General features: G+C 70.0%; 15 protein-coding genes. 14 read left to right on the top strand and 1 reads right to left on the bottom strand.

Annotation, left to right across the window (positions count from 1 at the left end):
- Positions 1-61 precede the first annotated feature (61 nt).
- The 13 genes from IO24_RS0104300 to IO24_RS0104365 all read left to right on the top strand — a co-directional run bounded on the left by IO24_RS0104300 (position 62) and on the right by IO24_RS0104365 (position 14,246).
- Positions 62-1,582 (top strand): UDP-N-acetylmuramoyl-L-alanyl-D-glutamate--2,6-diaminopimelate ligase, encoded by a 1,521-nt coding sequence (locus IO24_RS0104300; protein ID WP_031131980.1) that lies wholly within the window; start codon positions 62-64, stop codon positions 1,580-1,582.
- 28 nt (positions 1,583-1,610) lie between these two features.
- Positions 1,611-3,026, top strand: coding sequence for a UDP-N-acetylmuramoyl-tripeptide--D-alanyl-D-alanine ligase (locus tag IO24_RS0104305; protein ID WP_031131982.1), 1,416 nt, complete (start codon positions 1,611-1,613; stop codon positions 3,024-3,026).
- The gene (mraY, locus tag IO24_RS0104310) at positions 3,026-4,117 is read left to right on the top strand and encodes a phospho-N-acetylmuramoyl-pentapeptide-transferase (RefSeq protein WP_031131984.1); all 1,092 of its coding nucleotides are present in this window, start codon (positions 3,026-3,028) and stop codon (positions 4,115-4,117) included. The genes IO24_RS0104305 and mraY overlap by 1 nt, the downstream gene beginning before the upstream one ends.
- Positions 4,099-5,550 carry a UDP-N-acetylmuramoyl-L-alanine--D-glutamate ligase gene (murD, locus tag IO24_RS0104315; RefSeq protein ID WP_199808822.1) on the top strand — a complete coding sequence of 484 codons (1,452 nt, stop codon included), beginning with the start codon at positions 4,099-4,101 and terminating at the stop codon, positions 5,548-5,550. Before mraY ends, murD begins: the two co-directional genes overlap by 19 nt.
- Positions 5,551-5,685: 135 nt before the next feature.
- The gene (gene ftsW, locus IO24_RS0104320; protein WP_031131988.1) at positions 5,686-7,050 is read left to right on the top strand and encodes a putative lipid II flippase FtsW; all 1,365 of its coding nucleotides are present in this window, start codon (positions 5,686-5,688) and stop codon (positions 7,048-7,050) included.
- A 6-nt stretch (positions 7,051-7,056) separates the two neighbouring features.
- Complete coding sequence (murG, locus tag IO24_RS0104325) at positions 7,057-8,154, top strand: undecaprenyldiphospho-muramoylpentapeptide beta-N-acetylglucosaminyltransferase (protein WP_031131989.1); 1,098 nt, start codon at positions 7,057-7,059, stop codon at positions 8,152-8,154.
- A gap of 25 nt (positions 8,155-8,179) precedes the next feature.
- The gene (locus IO24_RS0104330; RefSeq protein ID WP_031131991.1) at positions 8,180-8,974 is read left to right on the top strand and encodes a cell division protein FtsQ/DivIB; all 795 of its coding nucleotides are present in this window, start codon (positions 8,180-8,182) and stop codon (positions 8,972-8,974) included.
- Between the two features lie 288 nt (positions 8,975-9,262).
- A complete protein-coding gene (gene ftsZ / locus IO24_RS0104335) occupies positions 9,263-10,456 on the top strand; it encodes a cell division protein FtsZ (RefSeq protein WP_031131993.1) in 1,194 nt (397 codons plus the stop codon).
- Between the two features lie 10 nt (positions 10,457-10,466).
- Positions 10,467-11,198 carry a peptidoglycan editing factor PgeF gene (gene pgeF, locus IO24_RS0104340; protein ID WP_031131995.1) on the top strand — a complete coding sequence of 244 codons (732 nt, stop codon included), beginning with the start codon at positions 10,467-10,469 and terminating at the stop codon, positions 11,196-11,198.
- A 6-nt stretch (positions 11,199-11,204) separates the two neighbouring features.
- Complete coding sequence (locus IO24_RS0104345) at positions 11,205-11,924, top strand: YggS family pyridoxal phosphate-dependent enzyme (RefSeq protein ID WP_031131997.1); 720 nt, start codon at positions 11,205-11,207, stop codon at positions 11,922-11,924.
- Between the two features lie 129 nt (positions 11,925-12,053).
- On the top strand, positions 12,054-12,695 hold the full coding sequence (locus IO24_RS0104350) for a cell division protein SepF (RefSeq protein ID WP_031131999.1): 642 nt from the start codon (positions 12,054-12,056) through the stop codon (positions 12,693-12,695).
- 70 nt (positions 12,696-12,765) lie between these two features.
- A complete protein-coding gene (locus IO24_RS0104360; RefSeq protein WP_007448661.1) occupies positions 12,766-13,050 on the top strand; it encodes a YggT family protein in 285 nt (94 codons plus the stop codon).
- 53 nt (positions 13,051-13,103) lie between these two features.
- Entirely contained in the window at positions 13,104-14,246 is a 1,143-nt protein-coding gene (locus IO24_RS0104365) for a DivIVA domain-containing protein (RefSeq protein WP_031132001.1), read from the top strand.
- Between the two features lie 206 nt (positions 14,247-14,452).
- Here the strand turns inward: IO24_RS0104365 and ileS are convergent, their stop codons facing one another.
- Positions 14,453-17,620, bottom strand: coding sequence for an isoleucine--tRNA ligase (gene ileS / locus IO24_RS0104370; protein ID WP_031132003.1), 3,168 nt, complete (start codon positions 17,618-17,620; stop codon positions 14,453-14,455).
- A 614-nt stretch (positions 17,621-18,234) separates the two neighbouring features.
- Between ileS and IO24_RS0104375 the strand changes: the two genes are divergently transcribed.
- On the top strand, positions 18,235-19,467 hold the full coding sequence (locus IO24_RS0104375; RefSeq protein ID WP_031132005.1) for a TraR/DksA C4-type zinc finger protein: 1,233 nt from the start codon (positions 18,235-18,237) through the stop codon (positions 19,465-19,467).
- Positions 19,468-19,493: the final 26 nt, after the last annotated feature.

The following is a 19,493-nucleotide window of genomic DNA, read 5'->3' on the forward strand; positions in this document are numbered from 1 at the left end:
CGGTACGCTCACCGCCGTGCCACACGCTGATCAGTCCCAAACCACCCAGAAGGGCCATCCCGTGACATACCCCGGGCCGCCCAGGCCGGTGCAGGTCTCCGCCACACCCCTCGCGGAACTCGCCGATCAGCTGGGTGCTTCCACGCCGGAGAGCGCCGCCGAGGTCACGGGCATCACCCACGACTCACGCGCCGTACGCCCCGGCGACCTGTACGCCGCCCTCCCGGGGGCCCGGCTGCACGGCGCCGACTTCGTCGAGCAGGCCGCGAGCCTCGGCGCCGCGGCCGTGCTGACCGACCCGACCGGCGCCGAGCGCGCCGCCGCGTCCGGGCTGCCGGTCCTGGTCGTCGACGATCCGCGCGCGCAGATGGGCGAGCTGGCCGCCACGATCTACGGCCACCCCGGCCGGGACCTGCTGCAGATCGGCATCACCGGCACCTCCGGCAAGACCACCACCGCCTACCTCGTCGAGGGCGGCCTGAAGACGGTCAGGTCCACCGGCCTGATCGGCACGGTCGAGATGCGCATCGGCGACGAGCGCATCAAGTCCGAGCGCACCACCCCCGAAGCCACCGACCTCCAGGCCCTGTTCGCCGTCATGCGGGAACGCGGTGTCGACGCGGTCGCCATGGAGGTCTCCAGCCACGCCCTGGTCCTCGGCCGGGTCGACGGCTGCGTCTTCGACATCGGCGTCTTCACCAACCTCAGCCCGGAACACATGGAGTTCCACTCCGGCATGGAGGACTACTTCCAGGCCAAGGCCCAGCTGTTCACGCCGGAGCGCGGCAGGCTCGGCGTGGTCAACGTCGACGACGAGTACGGCCGCAGGCTGGCGAAGGAAGCCACCGTCCCGGTCGTCACCTACTCCGCCGAGGGCCACCCCGACGCGGACTGGCGCGCCGAGGACGTCGAGATCGGCCGGCTGGACTCGACGTTCACCGTCATCGGGCCCAAGGGTGAGCGGATCGCCGCCACGTCGCCGCTGCCGGGGCCCTTCAACGTGGCCAACACCCTCGCCGCGATCGTCGCCCTCGCCGTCGCCGGCCTCGACCCGCAGGCCGCCGCCGACGGCGTCGCCGCCGTCCCCGGCGTGCCGGGCCGCCTGGAGCGCGTCGACGCCGGTCAGCCCTACCTCGCCGTCGTCGACTACGCGCACAAGACCGACGCCGTCGAGTCCGTGCTGCGCGCCCTGCGCAAGGTCACCGAGGGCAAGGTGCACATCGTCCTCGGCTGCGGCGGCGACCGCGACAAGACCAAGCGCGAGCCGATGGGCGCCGCGGCGGCCCGGCTCGCCGACACCGCCACACTGACCTCCGACAACCCCCGCGGCGAGGACCCCCTCGCGATCCTCGCCACGATGCTCCAGGGCGCGGCCTCCGTGCCCGCGCACGAGCGCGGCGAGGTGCAGGTCTTCGAGGACCGGGCCGCCGCGATCGCCGCCGCCGTCGCCCGCGCCGAACCCGGCGACACCGTGCTGGTCGCGGGCAAGGGCCACGAGCAGGGCCAGGACATCGCCGGGGTGGTCCGTCCCTTCGACGACCGCCAGGTGCTCCGCGAAGCCATCCAGAAGACCCAGGGATGAAAATCCAGAAGACCCAGGGGATGAACTTGTGATCGCCCTCTCCCTCGCCGAGATCGCAGAAGTCGTCGGCGGGCAGACACACGACATACCGGATCCGTCCGTCCAGGTCACCGGCCCGGTCGTCCGGGACTCCCGGGAGGCGGGACCGGGCTGCCTGTTCGTGGCCTTCGCCGGGGAGCGCGTGGACGGACACGACTTCGCCGCGGCGGTCGTCGAGGCGGGAGCGGTGGCCGTGCTCGGCACCCGCCCCGTCGGCGTGCCCGCGATCGTCGTGGACGACGTCCAGAGCGCTCTCGGCGCCCTCGCGCGGCACGTCGTACGGCGTCTCGGTGCCACCCTCGTCGCCCTCACCGGCTCGGCGGGCAAGACCAGCACCAAGGACCTCATCGCGCAGGTGCTCCGGCGCAAGGCCCCGACGGTGTTCACGCCCGGCTCGCTCAACAACGAGATCGGACTGCCGCTGACCGCGCTCAGCGCCACCGAGGAGACCAGGTTCCTCGTCCTGGAGATGGGCGCCCGCGGCATCGGGCACATCCGCTACCTCACCGGCCTGACGCCCCCGAAGGTCGGTCTCGTCCTCAACGTCGGCAGCGCCCACATCGGGGAGTTCGGCGGCCGCGAGCAGATCGCGCAGGCCAAGGGCGAACTCGTCGAGGCCCTGCCGTCCGAGGCCGAGGGCGGCACCGCGATCCTCAACGCGGACGACCCCTACGTACGGGCCATGGCCTCCCGTACGAAGGCGAAGGTGATCTTTTTCGGAGAGTCCGGCGAAGCGGACGTTCGAGCCGAGAACGTGCGACTCACGGACACCGGACAGCCCTCGTTCAGGCTTCACACACCCTCCGGTGCAAGTGATGTGACCATGCGCCTGTACGGTGAGCACCACGTGTCGAACGCGCTCGCCGCGGCCGCCGTCGCCCACGAGTTGGGCATGTCCGCTGACGAGATCGCCGTCGCGCTCTCCGAGGCGGGCTCCCTCTCCCGCTGGCGGATGGAGGTCACCGAGCGCCCGGACGGCGTGACGGTCGTCAACGACGCCTACAACGCGAACCCCGAGTCCATGCGAGCCGCTCTGCGCGCGCTCGCGGCGATCGGCAAGGGGCGTCGTACGTGGGCGGTGCTCGGCAAGATGGCCGAGCTCGGGGACGAGGCTCTCGCCGAGCACGACGCGGTCGGGCGGCTCGCCGTCCGGCTCAACGTCAGCAAGCTCGTCGCGGTCGGTGGCAGGGAAGCCGCCTGGCTGCAACTGGGCGCATATAACGAGGGTTCGTGGGGTGAGGAGTCGGTGCACGTGTCCGACGCACAGGCGGCGGTCGACCTGTTGCGCAGCGAGTTGCGCCCGGGGGACGTCGTGCTCGTGAAGGCGTCCCGTTCGGTCGGCCTCGAGAGCGTGGCGCAGGCGCTCATCGAGACCGGTGCCGAGGGTGAGGTTTCCGCCCGATGATGAAGCAGATCCTGTTCGCAGGAGTCATTGGTCTCTTTCTCACGCTGGTCGGCACCCCGCTGCTGATCAAGCTGCTCGCGCGCAAGGGCTACGGCCAGTACATCCGCGACGACGGCCCGCGCGAGCACGCCAGCAAGCGCGGTACGCCGACCATGGGCGGTATCGCCTTCATCTTCGCGACGGTCGCCGCGTACTTCCTGGCCAAGGTGATCACGGGCTATCTGGACCCGGACGTCGACGCGGCGCCGACCTTCTCGGGTCTGCTGGTGCTCGGCCTGATGGTCGGCATGGGCCTGGTCGGCTTCCTCGACGACTACATCAAGATCGTCAAGCGGCGTTCGCTGGGCCTGCGCGCCAAGGCGAAGATGGCCGGCCAGCTGATCGTCGGCATCGGCTTCGCGGTGCTGTCACTGCAGTTCGCCGACAACCGCGGCAACACCCCGGCCTCCACGAAGCTGTCGTTCATCACCGACTTCGGCTGGACGATCGGCCCCGTGCTGTTCGTGGTCTGGGCGCTGTTCATGATCCTGGCGATGTCGAACGGCGTGAACCTGACCGACGGTCTGGACGGTCTGGCCACCGGTGCCTCGGTGCTCGTCTTCGGCGCCTACACCTTCATCGGCGTCTGGCAGTTCCAGGAGTCCTGCGCCAACGCGCAGACGCTGACCAACCCGGGCGCCTGCTTCGAGGTGCGAGACCCCCTCGACCTCGCGGTGGTGGCCTCCGCGCTGATGGGCGCCTGCCTCGGGTTCCTGTGGTGGAACACCTCGCCGGCCAAGATCTTCATGGGGGACACCGGTTCGCTCGCGCTCGGCGGTGTGCTCGCCGGCCTCGCGATCTGCTCCCGCACCGAGCTGCTGATCGCCCTCCTCGGCGGCCTGTTCGTCCTGATCACCATGTCGGTGGTCATCCAGGTCGGCTCCTTCAAGCTCACGGGCAAGCGCGTCTTCCGGATGGCGCCACTCCAGCACCACTTCGAACTCAAGGGCTGGTCCGAAGTGCTCGTCGTGGTCCGTTTCTGGATCATCCAGGGCATTTGTGTGATCGTCGGACTTGGCCTCTTCTACGCAGGATGGGCAGCGGACAAGTGACCTCCTCGGAGCCCTTCGACTTCCAGGGCAAGCACGTCACCGTCGCCGGACTCGGCGTTTCCGGCGTCCCGGCGGCCAAGGTGCTGCACGGCCTCGGCGCGATCGTCACGGTCGTCAACGACGGCGCCGACGAGCGCGCGCGGGCGCAGGCTGCCGGTCTGGAGGCGCTCGGCGTCACCGTGCGCCTCGGCGACGGCGACACCCTGCCGGAGGGCACCGAGCTGATCGTCACCGCGCCCGGCTGGAAGCCGGACAAGCCGCTGTTCACGGCGGCGGACCGGGCGGGCGTCCCCGTCTGGGGCGACGTCGAACTGGCCTGGCGCCTGCGCGGCCCCGACGCCGCGCCCTGGCTGGCCGTCACGGGCACCAACGGCAAGACCACCACCGTCCAGATGCTGGCGTCGATCCTGAAGGCGGCGGGCCTGCGCACCGCCGCCGTCGGCAACATCGGCGTCTCGCTGCTGGACGCGGTCCTCGGCGAGGAGCAGTACGACGTCCTGGCCGTGGAGCTCTCCAGCTACCAGTTGCACTGGGCGCCCTCCCTGCGCGCCCACTCGGCCGCCGTGCTGAACCTCGCCGCCGACCACCTCGACTGGCACGGCTCCATGGAGGCGTACGCCGCCGACAAGGGCCGCATCTACGAGGGCAACCGCGTCGCCTGCGTCTACAACGTGGATGCCACCGACAAGCCGTCCACCGAGGACCTCGTCCGCGAGGCCGACGTCGAGGAGGGCTGCCGGGCCGTCGGCTTCACCCTCGGCACCCCGGGCCCGTCCCAACTCGGCGTCGTGGAAGGCATCCTGGTCGACCGCGCCTTCGTCGAGAACCGGCAGAAGAACGCCCAGGAGCTCGCCGAGGTCGCCGACGTCGACCCGCCGGCCCCGCACAACATCGCCAACGCCCTCGCGGCGGCGGCCCTCGCCCGCGCCTACGGCGTGCCCGCCAGAGCCGTACGGGACGGCCTGCGGGCCTTCACCCCGGACGCGCACCGCATCGCGCACGTGGCGGACGTGGACGGGGTCGCCTACGTCGACGACTCCAAGGCCACCAACACGCATGCGGCACAAGCCTCGTTGGCGGCGTACGAGCCGATCGTGTGGATCGCGGGCGGACTCGCGAAGGGCGCGACCTTCGACGAACTGGTCAGCGAGTCGGCCAAGCGGCTGCGGGGCGCCGTACTGATCGGCGCGGACCGCGCGCTCATCCGGGAAGCCCTCGCGCGACACGCCCCGCAGGTACCCGTCGTCGACCTCGACCGGACCGACACTGGGGCGATGCGCGCGGCGGTCCAGGAGGCGCGGAAACTCGCTCACACGGGCGACACGGTGCTACTGGCCCCGGCCTGTGCCTCCATGGACATGTTCGCCAACTACAACAAGCGCGGGGACGCTTTCGCGGACGCCGTTCGTGAACTCGGCTCCGCCGACGGCTGACCCGGGTCCGCCTCGCCCGGCGGCGGTGCCGGGCGTACCTGGGAGGGACGCGTGACACGGATGTGGCTGGTGCCCGAGCGGCCGGGGGGCGTTCACCGCGCAACGCTCCCCTCCGGCATGGCAGGGTGAGCGGCGATGCCCACCAGCCGCACCGGACGGCCTCCGACTCCGCGCGCCCCCAAACGCCCCCTCGCGCCCCGGCTCGCGCGGGAGAACCCCGTCCTGAGCCTCTACACCCGCGTGCGCAGGGGCTGGGACCGGCCGCTGACCGCCTACTACCTGATCCTCGGCGGCAGTCTGCTGATCACCGTGCTGGGACTGGTGATGGTCTACTCGGCCTCCCAGATCACCGCGCTGCAGATGTCGCTGCCCGGTTCGTACTTCTTCCGCAAACAGTTGCTCGCGGCGGGGATCGGCACCGTCCTGCTGCTCGCCGCATCGCGCATGCCGGTGAAACTGCACCGCGCGCTGGCCTACCCCATCCTCGCGGGCGCCGTCTTCCTCATGGCCCTGGTGCAGGTCCCGGGGATAGGAGTGTCGGTCAACGGCAACCAGAACTGGATCGCCGTCGGCGGCTCCTTCCAGATCCAGCCCAGTGAGTTCGGCAAGCTCGCCCTCGTGCTGTGGGGCGCGGACCTGCTCGCCCGCAAGCAGGACAAGAGGCTGCTGAACCAGTGGAAGCACATGCTCGTGCCGCTGGTGCCGGCCGCCTTCATGCTGCTCGGTCTGATCATGATCGGCGGCGACATGGGCACGGCGATCATCCTCACGGCCATCCTGTTCGGCCTGCTCTGGCTGGCCGGGGCGCCGACGCGGCTGTTCGCCGGGGTGCTGTCGATCGCCGCCGTCCTCGGCCTGATCCTCATCAAGACCAGCCCCAACCGCATGGCCCGCCTGCAGTGCCTGGGCGCCACCGAACCCCAGTCCGGACCCGTCGACTGCTGGCAGGCCGTGCACGGGATCTACGCCCTCGCCTCGGGCGGAATCTTTGGTTCCGGACTGGGTGCGAGTGTGGAGAAATGGGGCCAACTCCCCGAGGCCCACACCGACTTCATCTTCGCCGTCACCGGTGAGGAACTGGGTTTGGCGGGGACGCTGTCCGTCCTCGCCCTCTTCGCGGCTCTAGGCTATGCGGGTATCCGCGTGGCCGGACGCTCGGAGGACCCCTTCGTGAGGTATGCCGCGGGAGGCGTGACCACCTGGATCACGGCCCAGGCCGTGATCAACATCGGTGCGGTGCTCGGTCTGCTGCCGATCGCCGGCGTCCCCCTCCCGCTGTTCTCCTACGGAGGATCCGCCCTGCTGCCGACCATGTTCGCCATCGGGCTGCTGATCGCCTTCGCGCGTCAGGACCCCGCTGCGCGGATGGCGCTTGCGATGCGGCAACCCCGCTTTGGTAGAAAGCGGGGGGCGGGGGGCACCGGTTCCGGTCGGAGTCCCCGGAGATGGAACACGATGCGACGGCGTGCCTCGGCGGCGCGCTCGTCCGGAGAGCGGTGAATTTCGGTGCATGTCGTACTCGCCGGCGGAGGAACCGCGGGCCACATCGAGCCCGCGCTCGCCCTCGCGGACGCCCTGCGCAGGCAGGACCCGAGCGTGGGCATCACGGCCCTGGGCACGGAGCGCGGCCTCGAGACCCGTCTCGTACCCGAGCGCGGGTACGAACTCGCGCTGATCCCCGCCGTTCCGCTGCCGCGCAAGCCCACCCCCGAACTGATCACCGTCCCGGGCCGGCTGCGCGGCACCATCAAGGCGACCGAGCAGATCCTGGAGCGCACCAAGGCGGACGCCGTGGTCGGCTTCGGCGGCTACGTCGCCCTGCCCGGCTACCTCGCGGCCAAGCGCCTGGGCGTGCCGATCGTGATCCACGAGGCCAACGCCCGCCCGGGCCTGGCCAACAAGATCGGTTCGCGGTACGCCAGCCAGGTCGCCGTCTCCACGCCCGACAGCAAGCTGCGGGGCGCCCGCTACATCGGCATCCCGCTGCGCCGCTCCATCGCCACGCTCGACCGGGCCGCCGTACGCCCCGAGGCCCGGGCCGCGTTCGGGCTCGACCCGAACCTGCCCACGCTGTTGGTCACCGGCGGCTCCCAGGGTGCCCGCCGCCTGAACGAGGTCATCCAGCAGGTCGCGCCCTGGCTCCAGCAGGCCGGAATCCAGATCCTGCACGCGGTCGGCCCGAAGAACGAACTGCCGCAGGTCCACCAGATGCCGGGAATGCCCCCCTACATCCCGGTAAGTTACCTGGACCGGATGGACCTCGCGTACGCCGCGGCCGACATGATGCTCTGCCGCGCGGGCGCGATGACCGTCGCCGAACTCTCCGCCGTCGGGCTCCCGGCCGCCTACGTCCCGCTGCCCATCGGCAACGGCGAACAGCGGCTCAACGCCCAGCCGGTGGTCAAGGCCGGCGGCGGACTGCTGGTCGACGACGCGGAGCTGACCCCCGAGTGGGTCCAGCGACACGTCCTGCCCGTGCTCGCCGACCCGCACCGGCTGTACCAGATGTCCCGCGCCGCCGCCGAGTTCGGCCGCCGGGACGCCGACGATCTGCTCGTCGGCATGGTGTACGAGGCGATCGCCGCCAGCCGTGCACACCGATAGGACTGTATGACGGAAGGCAGGGAGCGTGGCCGGATCGACCACCGCCGAGCGCGGTGAACGCCAGCAGGAGTCGTCCGGCCCGCCGCCCCGCCTGCGGTCGAGGCGGGCCCGGCTCCGCGCGATCGTCCTCCTGGGCCTCGCCCTGGTCTTCCTCGGCATCCCGACGGTCTGGCTGTTCTACGGCTCCGACTGGCTGCGCGCCGAGCATGTCTCCGTGTCCGGCACCCGGGTCCTGACGCCCGCTCAGGTCGAGGCCGCCGCGGAGGTTCCGCTCGGGAAGCCGCTGATTTCCGTCGACACCGATGCGATCGAGACGCGACTGCGCCAGAAAATGCCCCGAATTGACGCGGTTGACGTGGTCCGTTCCTGGCCCCGTGGAATCGACCTGAAAGTGGTTGAGCGGACTCCGGTTCTGATTGTGCAAAAGGGCGGAAAGTTCGTCGAAGTGGACGATGAAGGTGTCCGCTTCGCCACGGTTTCCGAAGCCCCGAAAGGCGTCGCCGCACTGGAATTGACGCTCTCCCGGTCCAGCTCCGCCGCCGCGAGCCTGCGCCGTTTCGGCGAGTCCCGGCTGGTGCGCGAGGCGGTCGGTGTCGCCCGCGCGGTTCCGGCCGCCGTCGCGCGCGACACACGGACCGTCAAGGTCCGTTCCTACGACGACATCTCGCTGGAGTTGAGGGGCGGCCGTACGGTCGTCTGGGGGAGCAGCGAGAAGGGGGCCGCGAAGGCTCGCACACTCACCGCTCTGATGAAAGCCTCGCCCGGTGCGCGGTACTTCGACGTGAGTGTCCCCACCGCGCCCGCGTCATCAGGGAGTTGACGCACATCCGCGCAGGCCAGCACCCTGGTTGGGCAGTGCTACGGCTGATCACATAGGGTGAAAAGAAAAACGGGAGGTTCGGCGTGTTCGTTGAACGTGCGCCACTTGTCGACTTAGTGTCCTGTTCAGAAGACTCCAAGGAACGGACACACTGGTAACCCTAAACTTCAGGGTTAGGGTTCGGGTCGGCGATACGGACCGTCCCATTCGGCATCAGTCGTCGGGTCGCGGGGCGCAGGGCGTCACGCTGATTCGGCGACACGTAACTCGAGGCGAGAGGCCTTCGACGTGGCAGCACCGCAGAACTACCTCGCAGTCATCAAAGTCATCGGTGTCGGCGGCGGTGGTGTCAATGCCATCAACCGGATGATCGAGGTCGGTCTCAAGGGCGTCGAGTTCATCGCCATCAACACCGACGCGCAAGCTCTGTTGATGAGCGACGCCGACGTCAAGCTGGACGTCGGCCGTGAACTCACCCGCGGACTCGGCGCCGGAGCCAACCCGGCCGTGGGCCGCAAGGCCGCCGAGGACCACCGCGAGGAGATCGAGGAGGTCCTCAAGGGGGCCGACATGGTCTTCGTGACAGCCGGTGAAGGCGGCGGCACCGGCACCGGCGGCGCGCCCGTCGTGGCCAACATCGCCCGCTCGCTCGGTGCCCTCACCATCGGCGTGGTCACGCGCCCGTTCACCTTCGAGGGACGGCGCCGCGCGAACCAGGCCGAGGACGGCATCGCGGAACTCCGCGAAGAGGTCGACACCCTCATCGTCATCCCGAACGACCGGCTGCTGTCCATCTCGGACCGCCAGGTCTCGGTGCTGGACGCCTTCAAGTCGGCCGACCAGGTCCTGCTCTCCGGTGTCCAGGGCATCACCGACCTCATCACCACCCCGGGCCTCATCAACCTCGACTTCGCCGACGTCAAGTCGGTCATGTCCGAGGCCGGCTCGGCCCTGATGGGCATCGGCTCCGCCCGCGGCGACGACCGCGCGGTGGCCGCCGCCGAGATGGCGATCTCCTCGCCACTGCTGGAGGCGTCCATCGACGGCGCCCGCGGTGTGCTGCTCTCCATCTCCGGTGGCTCCGACCTCGGTCTGTTCGAGATCAACGAGGCCGCCCAGCTGGTCAGCGAGGCCGCTCACCCCGAGGCCAACATCATCTTCGGCGCGGTGATCGACGACGCCCTCGGCGACGAGGTCCGGGTCACCGTGATCGCGGCCGGCTTCGACGGCGGCCAGCCGCCCGCCAAGCGGGACAACGTCCTCGGCTCGTCCTCGGCCAAGCGCGAGGAGCCGGCCCCGGTACGGCAGACCGAGAGCCGCCCCTCCTTCGGATCGCTCGGCAGCGTGACCCCGAAGGAGGACCCGGAGCCCGCGCCGGAGCCGGTCAAGGACATCCCGGTCGCCCCGCCGGTCCCGCCGGCGCCGCGGACCTACTCGGACAGCGCGGCCGAGGAACTGGACGTACCGGACTTCCTCAAGTGATCCTTCAGTCGTGATAGGACACCGCGAAAGCGCGAGCGGCGCGCACTTCGGCTTCACCGACCGGTGGGGCGGGGTGAGCGCCGCTCCGTATGAGGAGCTCAACCTCGGCGGGGCGGTCGGCGACGACCCCGACGCCGTACGCACCAACCGCGACCTGGCCGCGAAGTCCCTGGGCGTCGAGCCGGACCGGGTGGTCTGGATGAACCAGGTGCACGGGGCCGACGTGGCGGTGGTGGACGGACCCTGGGGATCTTCGACCCGGATCCCGTCGGTCGACGCGATCGTCACCGTCCGCCGGGGGCTCGCCCTCGCCGTACTCACCGCCGACTGCGTGCCGGTGCTGCTCGCCGACCCCGTCGCCGGGATCGCCGCCGCGGCCCACGCGGGCCGGCCCGGCATGATCGCCGGAGTCGTCCCGGCCGCGCTGCGGGCGATGACGGAACTGGGCGCCGAGCCCTCCCGGATCGTCGCCCGCACCGGGCCCACCGTCTGCGGCCGGTGTTACGAAGTGCCCGAGGCGATGCGCGCCGAGGTGTCCGCCGTCGAGCCGGCGGCGTACGCCGAGACGAGTTGGGGCACACCGGCGGTCGACGTGAGCGCCGGAGTCCACGCTCAGCTGGAACGGCTCGGGGTGCGCGACCGGGAGCAGTCGCCGGTGTGCACGCTGGAGTCGCGCGATCACTTCTCGTACCGCCGCGACCGCACCACCGGTCGGCTCGCGGGCTATGTGTGGCTGGACTGATAGGGCATGACGGACCGTAAGGACGAACTCGCCGCAAATCTGGCGAAAGTTGAGCGACGCATCGCCGACGCCTGTGCGGCCGCGGGACGGGGGCGCGAAGAGGTGACCCTGATCGTGGTCACCAAGACCTACCCCGCGAGCGATGTGCGGATCCTCGCGGAACTCGGCGTGCGGCACGTCGCCGAGAACCGCGACCAGGACGCGGCACCGAAAGCCGCGGCTTGCGCGGATCTGCCCCTTACTTGGCATTTTGTCGGTCAACTCCAGACCAACAAGGTGCGATCCGTGGCCGGTTACGCGGATTTCGTGCAGTCCGTCGACCGGTCCAAGCTCGTCACCGCGCTGTCGAAGGAGGCCGTCCGGGCCGGGCGCGAACTGGGCTGTCTTCTCCAGGTCGCACTCGACGCCGGGGTGAGCGGACGGGGCGAGCGGGGAGGGATCGGCTCCGGCGGAATCGGGGAGTTGGCCGATCTCGTGGCCGGGGCCCCGGGGCTCCGGCTCGACGGGCTGATGACCGTGGCGCCGCTCACCGGGGAGTTCGCAGGACGCGAACGGGCGGCCTTCGAGCGGTTGATGGATTTGTCGACCGACCTGCGCCGGAGTCATCCGGCTGCCACCATGGTCTCGGCAGGGATGAGTACGGACCTCGAACAGGCCGTGACGGCCGGAGCGACACATGTGCGCGTCGGCAGCGCGGTACTCGGAGTCCGCCCCAGGCTCGGGTAACGTCGCCAAGAAGTCGGACCACAGCAGAAAATATGGTCATTGCCGCCGATAGGCGGATTCAAGGACCTCGTGGATCGCGGGCACTTGGCAGTCGTCAGCCGATCCACCACAGAGCGGAGGACTCAGAGCATGGCCGGCGCGATGCGCAAGATGGCGGTCTACCTCGGCCTCGTGGAGGACGATGGGTACGACGGCCGCGGATTCGACCCCGACGACGACTTCGAACCCGAACTGGACCCGGAGCCCGAGCGGGACCACCGGCGGCACGAGCCGTCCCACCAGTCGCACGTCTCACATCAGTCACAAAGGGACGAAGAGGTACGAGTCGTACAGCCGCCCGCGCCTCGCGAACCGGCCGCCCGCTCCGCTTCGCTCCCCGCGGAATCCAGCCGCCCGGCGCGCATCGCGCCCGTGGCATCCATCACACAAGAACGCGCAAGTCTGGAGAAGAACGCACCGGTGATCATGCCCAAGGTCGTGTCCGAACGAGAGCCTTACCGGATCACCACGCTTCACCCACGGACCTACAACGAGGCCCGTACCATCGGGGAACACTTCCGTGAAGGCACCCCGGTGATCATGAATCTGACTGAGATGGACGACACAGATGCGAAGCGACTTGTCGACTTTGCGGCCGGTTTGGTGTTTGGTCTTCACGGCAGTATCGAGCGGGTGACGCAGAAGGTGTTCCTGTTGTCGCCTGCTAACGTCGATGTCACGGCGGAGGACAAGGCTCGCATCGCAGAGGGCGGGTTCTTCAACCAGAGCTGAGACGCACCACCGGAAACAGCAGTAGACAGCACTACACAGCAGGGCACAGGGGAGAGGGAAGCAAGCGATCATGAGCGTGGTTCTGGATGTCGTCTACATCGCGCTGATGTGCTTCCTCATCGTGCTCATCTTCCGGTTGGTCATGGACTACGTCTTCCAGTTCGCCCGCTCATGGCAACCCGGCAAGGCGATGGTGGTCGTTCTGGAGGCCACCTACACTGTCACTGATCCACCGCTCAAGCTTCTGCGGCGGTTCATTCCGCCGCTGCGTCTCGGGGGCGTGGCGCTCGACCTGTCCTTCTTCGTACTGATGATCATCGTTTACATCCTGATCTCGATCGTGAGTCGGCTGTGAGCGATGTGAACTACGGTCTTGCCGAATGCCGACGACTACGTTGAGGTGAAGAGATGCCGTTGACCCCCGAGGACGTGCGGAACAAGCAGTTCACGACCGTCCGCCTCCGAGAAGGCTATGACGAGGACGAGGTCGATGCCTTCCTCGATGAGGTCGAAGCCGAACTGACCCGCCTACTCCGTGAGAACGAGGACCTGCGCGCCAAACTGGCCGCGGCCACGCGCGCTGCTGCGCAGAACCAGCAGAACATGCGCAAGCCTCCGGAGCAGGATCAGCAGCAGCAACAACAACAGCAGCAGCAGCAGGGCATGCGCGGTCCAGGTGGTCCCGTACCCGCCGGCATATCGGGCCCGCCGCAGCAGCAGATGGGTGGCCCCATGGGTGGTCCGCCCCAGCTGCCGAGCGGTGCCCCGCAGCTGCCCGCCGGTCCCGGCGGTCAGGGTGGACCCCAGGGTCCCGGTCCGATGGGCCAGGGTCCGGGTCCGATGGGCCAGCCCCCGATGCAGCAGCAGATGCAGCAGCAGATGGGCGGCCCGATGGGCGGCCCCGGCCCCATGGGCGGTCCGATGGGCGGCCCCGGTCAGGGAGGTCCCGGTGGCGACAGCGCCGCTCGTGTCCTCTCGCTGGCCCAGCAGACCGCCGACCAGGCGATCGCCGAGGCGCGTTCCGAGGCCAACAAGATCGTCGGCGAGGCGCGTTCGCGTGCCGAGGGTCTGGAGCGTGACGCCCGTGCCAAGGCCGACGCCCTGGAGCGGGACGCGCAGGAGAAGCACCGCGTCGCGATGGGCTCCCTGGAGTCCGCCCGCGCCACGCTGGAGCGCAAGGTCGAGGACCTGCGTGGCTTCGAGCGCGAGTACCGCACGCGCCTGAAGTCGTACCTGGAGTCGCAGCTGCGTCAGCTGGAGACCCAGGCCGACGACTCGCTGGCTCCGCCGCGCACTCCGGCGACCGCGTCCCTCCCGCCGTCCCCGGCGCCTTCCATGGCTCCGGCCGGCGCGAGCGCCCCGTCCTATGGCGGCGGCAACCAGACGATGGGCGGCGGTCCGTCGCAGTCCGGTCCGTCGTACGGCGGTCAGCAGCAGATGTCGCCGGCGATGACCCAGCCGATGGCGCCGGTACGTCCGCAGGGCCCGTCCCCGATGGGTCAGGCGCCCTCGCCGATGCGGGGCTTCCTGATCGACGAGGATGACAACTGACGGCCTGATGGCCAGTAGTACGGCATAGACGTCGGCAGCGTTCAGGGCGAGGCCCCGGGTTCCTACCCGGGGCCTCGCCTTTTTGCCGTGCGCGTTCGGTTCTGCGTTCTCGCGTTCGTGCGTACGCAATCGCGTTCGTGCGTACGCAACGCCGAAGGCCCGGACCCGCCAAGATCTTTGGCGGGTCCGGGCCTTCGGCCTGAGGGTTACGCCTTGCGCAGGCGGAACGTCAGGGACAGGCCCTCGTCGGTGAAGGGCTCGCCGTAGGTGCCGTCCGCCTCGCCCTGGGCGCTGTGCTCATTCACGAAGGCCGTGGCGAGGACTTCGTCGGCGATCAGGCCGGCGTGGTCGGTGAGCGCCTCGACCGTCGCCTGGTCCGTGGCCGTCCAGCGCAGCTCGATCCGGTCGGCCACGTCGAGGCCGCTGTTCTTGCGGGCCTCCTGGATCAGGCGGATCGCGTCACGGGCCAGGCCCGCACGGCGAAGCTCCTCGGTGATCTCCAGGTCCAGCGCGACCGTCGCGCCCGAGTCGGAGGCCACCGACCAACCCTCGCGGGGCGTCTCCGTGATGATGACCTCGTCGGGAGCCAGCGTGATGGTCTCGCCGTCGACCTCGACCGACGCCGTGCCCTCGCGCAGGGCCAGGGACAGGGCGGCCGCGTCCGCGTTCGCGACGGCCTTGGCCACGTCCTGGACGCGCTTGCCGAACCGCTTGCCCAGCGCACGGAAGTTGGCCTTCGCCGTGGTGTCGACCAGGGAGCCGCCGACCTCGCTCAGTGTCGCGAGGGACTCGACGTTCAGCTCCTCCGTGATCTGCGTGCGCAGTTCGGAGTCCAGCGTCTCGAAGCCCGTCGCCGCGATCAGGGCGCGGGACAGCGGCTGACGCGTCTTGACGCCCGACTCCGCGCGCGTGGCACGGCCGAGCTCCACCAGCCGGCGCACCAGCACCATCTGCTTCGACAGCTCCGGGTCGATGGCGGTGAGGTCCGCCTCCGGCCAGGACGACAGGTGGACCGACTCCGCAGCGCCCGGGGTGACCGGGACGATCAGGTCCTGCCACACCCGCTCGGTGATGAACGGGGTCAGCGGGGACATCAGCTGCGTGACCGTCTCGACGACCTCGTGCAGCGTGCGCAGGGCCGCCTTGTCGCCCTGCCAGAAGCGGCGACGGGAGCGGCGCACGTACCAGTTGGACAGGTCGTCGACGAACGCGGACAGCAGCTTGCCGGCGCGCTGGGTGTCGTAGGTGTCCAGCGCCTGGGTGACCTGGTCGGTGAGGGCGTGCAGTTCGGACAGCAGCCAGCGGTCCAGGACCGGGCGGTCGGCCGGGGCCGGGTCGGCCCCGGACGGGGCCCAGTTCGACGTACGGGCGTACAGGGCCTGGAAGGCGACCGTGTTCCAGTACGTCAGAAGGGTCTTGCGGACGACCTCCTGGATCGTGCCGTGGCCGACGCGGCGGGCCGCCCACGGGGAGCCGCCGGCCGCCATGAACCAGCGGACGGCGTCGGCGCCGTGCCGGTCCATGAGGGGGATCGGCTCCAGGGTGTTGCCCAGGTGCTTGGACATCTTGCGGCCGTCCTCGGCGAGGATGTGGCCGAGACAGACGACGTTCTCGTACGAGGACTTGTCGAAGACCAGCGTGCCGACCGCCATCAGCGTGTAGAACCAGCCGCGGGTCTGGTCGATGGCCTCGCAGATGAACTGCGCCGGGTAGCGGGCCTCGAACAGCTCCTTGTTCTTGTACGGGTAGCCCCACTGCGCGAACGGCATCGAACCCGAGTCGTACCAGGCGTCGATCACCTCGGGCACGCGCGTGGCCGTCTTCCCGCAGCCGCCCTGCGGGCAGGCGAACGTGACGTCGTCGATGAACGGGCGGTGCGGATCCAGGCCCGACTGGTCCGTGCCGGTCAGCTCGGTCAGCTCGGCGAGGGAGCCGGCGCAGGTGAGGTGGTCGTCCTCGCAGCGCCAGATCGGCAGCGGCGTGCCCCAGTAGCGGTTGCGGGACAGCGCCCAGTCGATGTTGTTGTTCAGCCAGTCGCCGTAGCGGCCGTTCTTGACCGTGTCCGGGAACCAGTTGGTGTCCTCGTTCTCCGTGAGGAGCCGGTCCTTGATCTCCGTGGTGCGGATGTACCAGGAGGGCTGTGCGTAGTAGAGCAGCGCGGTGTGGCAGCGCCAGCAGTGCGGGTAGCTGTGCTCGTACGGGATGTGCTTGAAGAGCAGGCCGCGGCTGTCGAGGTCGGCGGTGAGCTTCTCGTCGGCCTTCTTGAAGAAGACGCCGCCGACGAGCGGGACGTCCTCCTCGAAGGTGCCGTCCGGGCGGACCGGGTTCACGACGGGGAGGCCGTAGGAGCGGCACACCTTGAGGTCGTCCTCACCGAAGGCGGGGGACTGGTGGACCAGACCCGTGCCGTCCTCGGTGGTGACGTACTCGGCGTTGACGACGAAGTGCGCCGGCTCCGGGAACTCCACCAGCTCGAAGGGGCGCTGGTACGTCCAGCGCTCCATCTCGGCGCCCGTGAAGGACTGCCCGGTGGTCTCCCAGCCCTCGCCGAGGGCCTTGGTGAGGAGCGGCTCGGCGACGACCAGCTTCTCCGAACCTTCTGGGCCCTTCGTCGCGACGACGTAGGTGACCTCGGGGTGGGCGGCGACGGCGGTGTTGGACACCAGGGTCCACGGGGTCGTCGTCCACACCAGGAGCGCGGCCTCGCCGGCCAGCGGGCCGGAGGTGAGCGGGAAGCGGACGAAGACCGACGGGTCGACGACCGTCTCGTAGCCCTGCGCCAGCTCGTGGTCGGACAGGCCCGTGCCGCAGCGGGGGCACCAGGGGGCGACGCGGTGGTCCTGGACCAGCAGGCCCTTGTTGAAGATCTCCTTCAGTGACCACCAGACCGACTCGATGTACTCGGGGTCCATCGTGCGGTACGGGTCGTTCAGGTCGGTCCAGTAGCCCATGCGGGTCGTGAGCTCTTCGAAGGCGTCCGTGTGCCGGGTCACCGACTCACGGCACTTCGCGTTGAACTCCGCGATGCCGTACGCCTCGATGTCCTGCTTGCCGGAGAAGCCGAGCTCCTTCTCGACGGCGAGCTCCACCGGGAGGCCGTGGCAGTCCCAGCCGGCCTTGCGGGCCACGTGGTAGCCGCGCATGGTGCGGAAGCGGGGGAAGACGTCCTTGAAGACGCGCGCCTCGATGTGGTGGGCACCGGGCATGCCGTTGGCGGTGGGCGGGCCCTCGTAGAACACCCACTCGGGGCGGCCCTCGGACTGCTCCAGGCTCTTGGCGAAGATCTTCTGCTCGCGCCAGAAGTCGAGCACGGCGTGCTCGAGGGCGGGCAGGTCGACCTGGGCGGGTACCTGGCGATACGTCGGCGATGTCATCAGCGGGCTTCCTCCGGCGGACTTGCTGCCTTCCGTCCGGAGGGACGAGAGCTACGTCTGCCTGCGCCGCCTTCGGCGCGCTCCCGCGGTACCACCCTCCTTGGCCCTCCGGCACGGGGTGTGCGCCGGCGAACCCCCTCATTGGGGTCGCGATGCCGGTTCTACTGGCCGTCGCTCGCTGGCTCCGGCGTTCCTCCGGCGGCTCCGGGGTGATCTTCACGTCGCGCTCGCCCCCGGGCTTCCACCGTCCCCGGGTCGCTCTGGGCTGCGTACGCCGCTACTCGTCCCCATCCACGCTTTTCGCTCCGCCCAGTGTACGGCGCCGCGCGGATGGCGGCCGACCGGTTTTTCGGGGCTGCCGGGGGTGAGGTGCCGGGTGGGGCGCGAAATGGGTTTGGTGACCCGAATGGGGTGGTATGGGTGTTCGGATCCTGGGACGTCCCGCCCGGCGGATTACCGGGCGGGGAGCTGGGCACAACGGATGCAGGTTCGCCGCGCGGCGTGCGCGAGGCGGGCGAATCGGGCGGTGTGCCCCGTTGCCGCGGGACTCGAGTCGATTTATCGTCCCAGCACGATGCGCGAGCAAGATCACAATATGTGAAGGGGCCGCGGCCATGGTGGCGAAGAAGACCGCCGTACAGCAGCCGGCGTCCGGCAGGTCCTCGGAGGCCTCCGGTGGTGCGGCCAAGGACGTGGGCGGGAAGAAGTCCACGCAGGGGGGTTCGGCGGGGCGGGCGGCGAAGGAGGGCGGGGGGAAGGCGGCCGAGGGGACGAAGGCGGCCGGGAAGAAGGCGACGGCCAGGAAGGCCGCGGCCAAGGAGACCGCGAGCAAGCCGGCCGGGGCCAAGCCGGCCGGGGCCGAGGAGGCCGGGGCCGAGGAGGCCGTGGCCAGGAAGGCTGCGACCAAGGCGGCATCGGTTGGAACGGCAAGGGCCAACAAGGCCCCGGCCGAGGCACCGGGGGAGAGGGCACAGGCGTCCAGGCCATCGACGGCCAGGCCATCGACGGTCAGGTCATCGACGGCGAGGGCATCGGCCGAGGCGCCGGGAGAGACGGCATCGGCCGAGGCATCGGCGGCGAGGGCGGCACCGGCCGGGAAGGCGGCAGGGAAGAAGGCGGCGGCCGGGAAGACCGCCCCGGCCGACAAGGCCGCCGTCGGGAAGACGGCGGGCAAGAAGGCGGCCGTGAGGAAGACCGCCGCCAAGAAGTCCCCGGCCGAGAAGGTCGCCGGAGGCAAGAGCACCACCACCAAGAGCGCGGCCGGAAAGGGCACTGCCCGCACCGGCGCGGTCACACAGGACACGGCCGCGAGCAGCACGGCCAAGAAGGCGGGTGCGGCCGAGGCCGCGCAGCAGACGGGAGCGACGACGGTGGTTGCGAAGAAGACTCCTGGCACGGCCACGGCGGCGAAGACCGCCGTGCCGAAGGCACGCGTCGCCGCGGCAGATCCCGGTGAGCTCGCGGTCCGTCCGGGCGAGGACCCCTGGACGGTGGAGGAGGTCGAGGAGGCGCGGTCCGAGCTGACGTCCGAGGAGACCCGGCTGCGCGAAGAGATCTCCTCGTCGGAGCGGTCGCTCGCCGGTCTGATGCGGGACTCCGGGGACGGCGCGGGCGACGACCAGGCGGACACCGGCACCAAGAACATCACCCGCGAGCACGAGCTGGCCCTGGCGGCCAACGCGCGGGAGATGCTCCTCCAGACCGAGCGCGCCCTGGAACGTCTGCACGCGGGCACCTACGGCCTGTGCGAGAACTGCGGCAATCCCATCGGCAAGGCCCGCATGCAGGCCTTCCCCCGGGCGACGCTCTGCGTGGAGTGCAAGCAGAAGCAGGAGCGCCGGTACTGACCGGCCTCTGAATGACTCCTGAGCAC

Source organism: Streptomyces flavovariabilis (assembly GCF_000725785.1).
GTDB classification, from domain to species: Bacteria; Actinomycetota; Actinomycetes; order Streptomycetales; family Streptomycetaceae; genus Streptomyces; species Streptomyces hawaiiensis.

Coding starts and splice junctions, on each gene's coding strand:
- IO24_RS0104350 (WP_031131999.1), top strand. CDS start 12,054: ATGGCCGGCGCGATGCGCAAGATGGCGGTCTACCTCGGCCTCGTGGAG.
- murD (WP_199808822.1), top strand. CDS start 4,099: ATGGGCAGCGGACAAGTGACCTCCTCGGAGCCCTTCGACTTCCAGGGC.
- ileS (WP_031132003.1), bottom strand. CDS start 17,620: ATGACATCGCCGACGTATCGCCAGGTACCCGCCCAGGTCGACCTGCCC.
- IO24_RS0104365 (WP_031132001.1), top strand. CDS start 13,104: ATGCCGTTGACCCCCGAGGACGTGCGGAACAAGCAGTTCACGACCGTC.
- IO24_RS0104375 (WP_031132005.1), top strand. CDS start 18,235: ATGGTGGCGAAGAAGACCGCCGTACAGCAGCCGGCGTCCGGCAGGTCC.
- ftsW (WP_031131988.1), top strand. CDS start 5,686: ATGCCCACCAGCCGCACCGGACGGCCTCCGACTCCGCGCGCCCCCAAA.
- IO24_RS0104360 (WP_007448661.1), top strand. CDS start 12,766: ATGAGCGTGGTTCTGGATGTCGTCTACATCGCGCTGATGTGCTTCCTC.
- IO24_RS0104345 (WP_031131997.1), top strand. CDS start 11,205: ATGACGGACCGTAAGGACGAACTCGCCGCAAATCTGGCGAAAGTTGAG.
- mraY (WP_031131984.1), top strand. CDS start 3,026: ATGAAGCAGATCCTGTTCGCAGGAGTCATTGGTCTCTTTCTCACGCTG.